Consider the following 6213-nt stretch of genomic DNA (forward strand, 5'->3'; position numbering starts at 1 on the left):
AACTTGTCATGCCCATTCTCGATATTCACGTTTTACTGCAATCCTGGCTCGATCACGGCTGGCTGCGCGACCCGCAAGCCGTCGGCCTGACAAGCTTCGAAGCGCAGGAACTGGCGGCGCGCGGCTTCGACGCCATCAGCGACGGCGGCCAGCTGTGCCTGTACGAGGATGCCCGCCTGTTCCGCCGGGGAGGGCGGCCGGTGCAGGCATCGTTCAAGGCGTATCTGCAGCGTGGCCAGCTGGGCGCGAATGGCCTGGACCTGGGGTATCAGGTGCACCTGGCGGGTTTTCTGCGCGCGGCGCGGCAGCCTTTGCCGGCGTTTCGCGTGCTGCTCGAGCAGGGTGGCCGCAGCGGCGCCCTGCTGTTCGAAAATGGACTGGTGCTGCAGTTTGCCGCCAACTTGCGCGGCAAGCCCCGTCATTACTATCTGACCCTGGTCGAGGGGCACGTGGCCGATGCCGATGTGCCAGACCGCGACAGCGATATCGACCTGCGCGCGGCCAGCGCGCGCCATGTCCAGGCCATCTACGACAGTCGCGCCCCTGCCGAACTGCAGCGCCTGGCCCGGCGCGGCAATGCGGCGCTGCGCGAGCTGGCGCGTCTGCTTTCCTAACCTTTCCTAACTTTTCTTCGCCTGCGCCATGCCGTGCAGCAGCTTGGCCAGCAACTGGTCGAGCTGGCGCTGCTCGTCCGGGTTCAAAGGCGAGAGCATGGCGCGTTCGTTGTCCACGTGCAGCAGCACCAGCTTTTCAATTAATTCCAATCCCCTGTGTGTCAGGGCCACCAGCACGCCGCGCCGGTCGGTGGGGTGCTTCTGGCGTTCGATCAGGCCAGCCGCTTCCAGCCGGTCGATACGGTTGGTCATGCCGCCCGAGGACAGCATGGCCGCCTCGTACAGGGCCGTCGGCGTCAGGCTGTAGGGCGCGCCCGAGCGGCGCAGGGTGGCCAGCACGTCGAATTCGCCCGGTTGCAAACCGTGTTCGGCAAACAGCGGGTTGAGCCAGTCGCGCGCCATCAGCTGCGCCACCGTGCCCAACTGGCCCACCAGCTGCATGGCACTGGTATCCATCTGCGGCAGTTCGCGCTGCCATTGTGCGGCGGCAAATTGCGCGCGCGTGTGTTCTTGCGGGATAGTTGTCATGGGTTATTCATTTATCTCGACATCAAGATAGATTTCTATCTTTATGTTAAGATACTTTTCATCGAGTCATAATTGATGACGCATTAAACCATGTGCCTCCCAGCGAGGCAAGGACTATCCCATGCCATCCGCACGACCTGCCGCGACCTCTTCTTCTTCCGCTTCTTCGGCCCTGCTGGTGGCCGCCATCATCCTGCTGGGCCTGAACCTGCGCCCGATACTGGCGGCCATCGGCCCCTTGCTTGACAGCATCCAGGCCAGCACGGGCATCAGCAATGCCGATGCTGGCTTGCTGACTACCGTGCCCGTGTTCGCCATGGGCGTGTGCACGTTGGCCGGTGCGCAACTGCAGCGCCGGCTGGGCGTGGCGCGCGGCATCGGCATCGGCATCGCCATCATCGCTGCCGCCTGCGCCCTGCGCTGGCCCTTGCATGGCAGCAGCGGCCTGATCGCCACGGCGGCGCTGGGCGGCCTGGGCATCGCACTGGTGCAAGCCTTGCTGCCGGCTTTCATCAAGCGCCATTTCCCCGCGCGGGCAGGCCAGTTGATGGGGTTTTACACGACCGGCATCATGGGCGGGGCGGCCATTGCCGCCGCGTCCGCCTCACCGTTGGCGCAAAGCTGGGGCTGGAATGCGCTGCTGGCCCTGTGGGCGCTGCCTGCCGTGGCCGCCGCGCTGTTGTGGCGCCGCGCCGCCGCTTCGCGCGTGGAGGTGGCCAGCGGCGCGGGCGCCAGCCTGCCCGTGGGCAGTGGCCGTGCCTGGCTGCTGATGGTGTTTTTCGGCATCGGCACGGGCGCCTACACCCTGGTGCTGGCCTGGCTGCCGCCGTTTTATACGGAACTGGGCTGGAGCGCGGCCGACAGCGGCTTGCTGCTGGGCGCCCTGACCCTGGTGGAAGTGCTGGCGGGCTTGCTGGTTTCCAGCATCATCCACCGCTTCCCCGACCGCCGCATCCTGCTGCTGTCGGTACTGCTGGCCGTGCTGGCGGGCCTGGCTTGCCTGATCGTGGCACCCGCGCAACTGGCCATCCCCGCCGTGATCCTGCTGGGCTGCGGCATCGGCGCTCTGTTTCCCCTGTCGCTGATCGTCAGCATGGACCACGTGCGCGACCCGGCCGGCGCCGGGGCGCTGCTGGGCTTTGTGCAGGGCGGCGGCTACATCATCGCCAGCAGCATGCCCTTCATTGCCGGCCTGATCCGCCAGCACTCGTCCAGTCTGGCCCAGGCGTGGATGGTCATGGCCGCTGGCGTCGTGGTGTTATTGCTGATCGCGGTGCGCTTCGCGCCGGGAGGCAGGCTGGCCCAGTCGCGCTAGGGTGCATATGCCGTGTGCACGCAGCTGATATATTTCGGCTATGAACATCGTAGACCACTATCTGACAGGCTTGCGCCAGGCCTTGCCGCCGGCACCGCTGGCGGAGCTGGCGCTGGCCAGCGGCGCCAGCGCGGCACAACTGGCCAGCTTGCGCCAAACCTATCCGCTGTGCCCGGATAGCCTGCTGCGCCTGCTGGGCACGTACAACGGCACCTATTATCAGGAGTATGCCGGCGGCACGGTGCTGGTGTACATGCTGGGCTCGGACGTGTTCGAGTATCCGTATTACCTGAGCTCCGTCGAGCAAATCCTGGAGGACGGACAGGCGAACCAGCGCAGCATCGCCGATATCTACGGCCATTACCTGGAAGACGATCCCGGCATCGTCGACGCCCGCATCGACGCCAGTATCCAACAGGGCCAGCGCCTGTGCTTTTCGCACTGCATGAACAATGGCGGCTCGTCGCGGCTGTATATCGATTTCGCCCCCACGGCGTCCGGTACCTGCGGACAGGTGGTGCGCTTCCTGCACGACCCCGACAATTACCAGGTCATCGCCGACAGCTTCGATGCCTATCTGCACATGCTGATCGATGACGGCTACGGCTTCCTGATCGAGGACAATTTTGAATAGTCCGGCCACGCCGCCCTCCCTGCTGCCCGCCAACCGCCGCATCGTGCTGTCCGGCGAGGATGCACTGCGCATCCTGCGCGAAATCGAATTCCTGCTGCAGTCGCTGCATCACATCGGCCGCCATTATTATCCCGACGGCGACGATGACGGCGCCGATGCCCAGCGCCGCGCGCAGTATTGCGCGGAGACGACGCACTTCATCGACGCGCAGCAAGCGACGACCCGCCTGGCGCTGATGCGCAGCATTTTGTCCGCGCCGTTCGCCAGCACGCTGGGCGCGGACGAGATGGACGATATCGAGCGCGCCGTCGCCGCGCTGCCGCTGTGGCGTGCTCCCGGTGACTCATCAAAAAACTAATTGAAATATAAAATTTGATAGTTTTTCTTGTTCGCAGCGTTTGTGCCGCCGGACGGCTTTACAATGCTAGGTTATGCGTTTTCGTGATATCAGACTGTGGCTAGCGGAAAATACCTAGCTAATTGAAAGAATCGGTCTGATAAAATCCGGAACACCCGATCGACCAAACAGGAAGGCAGCACAGCATGGATTCGTCATCTGATAAAAAAGAAGAATTGCGTCAACAATTGCGCTTGGCCGCACTCGAGTATCACGAGTGCCCGCGCCCCGGCAAAATCAGCGTGACGCCCACCAAACAACTGACCAACCAGCGCGACCTGGCACTGGCCTACTCACCAGGCGTGGCGGCACCGTGCGAAGAAATCGTCATCGATCCGGCGAATGCCTATAAATATACGGCGCGCGGCAACCTGGTGGCCGTCATCACCAACGGCACGGCCGTGCTGGGACTGGGCAATATCGGCCCGCTGGCCGCCAAGCCGGTGATGGAAGGCAAGGGCGTGCTGTTCAAGAAGTTCGCCGGCATCGACGTTTTCGACATCGAAATCAACGAGATGGACCCGGACAAGCTGGTCGACATCATCGCTTCGCTGGAACCGACCTTCGGCGGCGTGAACCTGGAAGACATCAAGGCGCCCGAGTGCTTTTACATCGAGCGCCAGCTGCGCGACCGCATGAAGATTCCCGTCTTCCATGACGACCAGCACGGCACCGCCATCATCGTCGGCGCGGCCATCCTGAACGGCCTGAAAGCCGTCGGCAAGAAAATCGAGGACTGCAAGCTGGTCGTGTCGGGCGCTGGCGCCGCGGCGCTGGCTTGCCTGGATCTGATCGTCGACCTGGGTTTCCCCCTGAAAAACATCTACGTCACCGACCTGGCCGGTGTCGTCTACAAGGGCCGCACGGAACTGATGGATCCGGACAAGGAACGCTTCGCGCAAGACACGCCGCTGCGCACCCTGGCCGAGATCATCCCGGACGCCGACATTTTCCTCGGCGTCTCCGCCGGCGGCGTGCTGAAGCAAGACATGGTGCGCAAGATGGCGCCGAACCCGCTGATCCTGGCGCTGGCCAACCCGAATCCGGAAATCCTGCCGGAAGAAGTCAAAGCCGTGCGCAGCGACGCCATCATCGCCACGGGCCGTTCGGACTATCCGAACCAGGTCAACAACGTGCTGTGCTTCCCGTACATCTTCCGCGGTGCCCTCGATTGCGGCGCGACGACGATCACGCGCGAAATGGAAATCGCCGTGGTGCACGCGATCGCCGACCTGGCGCATGCCGAGCAGTCCGACATCGTCGCCACCACCTACGGCATCAGCAACCTGTCCTTCGGTCCTGAATACCTGATTCCGATGCCCTTCGATCCGCGTTTGCTGATCAAGATCGCGCCAGCCGTCGCCAAGGCGGCCGAGGAATCGGGCGTCGCCACGCGCCCGATCAAGGACTTGCAAGCGTACGCCGACAGCCTGCAGCAATTCGTCTACCGCAGCGGCACCTTCATGAAGCCGCTGTTCCTGATGGCCAAATCCACGCCGGTCGAACTCAAACGCATCGTCTACGCCGAAGGCGAAGAAGAGCGCGTGCTGCGCGCCGTGCAAGTGGTGGTTGATGAAAAACTGGCGCGTCCTATCCTGGTGGGCCGCCCGCCCGTGCTGGAAGCGCGCATCCAGAAATTCGGCCTGCGTCTGAAGCAAGGTGCCGATTTCGACGTTATCAACCCGGACTTCGACGAGCGCTATCGCGATTACTGGAACACCTATTACGCCATGACCAGCCGCAAGGGCGTCACCGAGGAATACGCGAAGCTGGAAATGCGCCGCCGCCACACCCTGATCGGTTCGATGATGATCCACAAGGGCGATGCCGACGGCATGATCTGCGGCACCTTCGGCACTACCCAGCTGCACCTGAAATACATCGACCAGGTGCTGGGCAAGCGCGCCGGCAGCAATGTCTACGCCGCCATGAACGTGCTGATCATGCCGGAACGCCAACTGGTGATGGTCGACACGCACGTCAATGAAAACCCGGACGCCGAGCAATTGGCCGAGATCACCATCATGGCCGCCGAAGAGATGACCCGTTTCGGTTTGTCGCCACGCGCAGCGTTGCTGTCGCACTCGAACTTCGGTTCCAGCGACAGCGCTTCGGCGCAAAAGATGCGCGCCGCCCTGGCCATCATCAAGGAACGCGCGCCGGACCTGGAAATCGACGGAGAAATGCACGGCGATACGGCCCTCGACAGCAAGCTGCGTCAGAAACTCATGCCAAACTCGGCACTGAAGAACGACGCCAACCTGCTCGTCATGCCGAATATCGAGTCGGCCAACATCGCCTACAACCTGGTGAAAACGGCCGCCGGCAACGGCATCGCCGTGGGCCCGATCCTGCTCGGCTGCGCCAAGCCGGTGCACATCCTGACGCCATCGGCCACCGTGCGCCGCATCGTCAACATGACGGCCTTGTGCGTAGTAGATGCTGTCGCGCAACGCAAGGTGTGATCGTTAGCACTTCCTGAAAGCCGCGCCATCCGCAAGGGTGGCGCGGCTTTTTTTACGGTGCGCCCGGCAGGGCGCACTCACTGGGAGGTGAAAGTCCTCTACTCGCCCGACAAGGGGAAGAGTTAGCTGAACGGCAAGGGTGTCGCGGGCGACTGCGGATCTGGAGGAAGCCGAAGGCAAAGCGCTGGCCTGACGAACAGGAAGCGGATATGAGGCGACGCAGTCGGGTGAGATGTCCGTTATCATCAAAGCCCCAAACT

Annotated in this window: 6 protein-coding genes; 5 read left to right on the forward strand and 1 reads right to left on the reverse strand. The window is 63.1% G+C overall.

Going from position 1 to position 6213, the window contains the following annotated elements; translation table 11 throughout:
* The first annotated feature begins 8 nt into the window (after nucleotides 1–8).
* Nucleotides 9–614 (forward strand): hypothetical protein, encoded by a 606-nt coding sequence (locus ACQ4WS_RS22895; protein ID WP_436479313.1) that lies wholly within the window; start codon nucleotides 9–11, stop codon nucleotides 612–614.
* Nucleotides 615–620: 6 nt separating this feature from the next.
* Here the strand turns inward: ACQ4WS_RS22895 and ACQ4WS_RS22900 are convergent, their stop codons facing one another.
* The gene (locus tag ACQ4WS_RS22900; RefSeq protein WP_436479314.1) at nucleotides 621–1142 is read right to left on the reverse strand and encodes a MarR family winged helix-turn-helix transcriptional regulator; all 522 of its coding nucleotides are present in this window, start codon (nucleotides 1140–1142) and stop codon (nucleotides 621–623) included.
* Between the two features lie 121 nt (nucleotides 1143–1263).
* On the opposite strand from ACQ4WS_RS22900, the gene ACQ4WS_RS22905 reads away from it, so the two are divergent.
* The 4 genes from ACQ4WS_RS22905 (at nucleotide 1264) to ACQ4WS_RS22920 (ending at nucleotide 5953) form a co-directional block, all read left to right on the forward strand.
* Nucleotides 1264–2457: an MFS transporter gene (locus ACQ4WS_RS22905; protein ID WP_436479315.1), complete on the forward strand. Its 1194-nt coding sequence runs from the start codon at nucleotides 1264–1266 to the stop codon at nucleotides 2455–2457.
* A 40-nt stretch (nucleotides 2458–2497) separates the two neighbouring features.
* A complete protein-coding gene (locus tag ACQ4WS_RS22910) occupies nucleotides 2498–3091 on the forward strand; it encodes an SMI1/KNR4 family protein (protein ID WP_436479316.1) in 594 nt (197 codons plus the stop codon).
* Nucleotides 3084–3449, forward strand: a complete 366-nt coding sequence (locus ACQ4WS_RS22915; protein ID WP_436479317.1) for a hypothetical protein — start codon at nucleotides 3084–3086, stop codon at nucleotides 3447–3449. Before ACQ4WS_RS22910 ends, ACQ4WS_RS22915 begins: the two co-directional genes overlap by 8 nt.
* Before the next feature lie 185 nt (nucleotides 3450–3634).
* Entirely contained in the window at nucleotides 3635–5953 is a 2319-nt protein-coding gene (locus tag ACQ4WS_RS22920) for an NADP-dependent malic enzyme (RefSeq protein WP_436479318.1), read from the forward strand.
* The last annotated feature ends 260 nt before the right edge of the window (nucleotides 5954–6213 follow it).

Origin of the sequence: Janthinobacterium leeuwenhoeki, assembly GCF_051380795.1 — a bacterium.
Classification (GTDB): Bacteria; Pseudomonadota; Gammaproteobacteria; order Burkholderiales; family Burkholderiaceae_D; genus Janthinobacterium.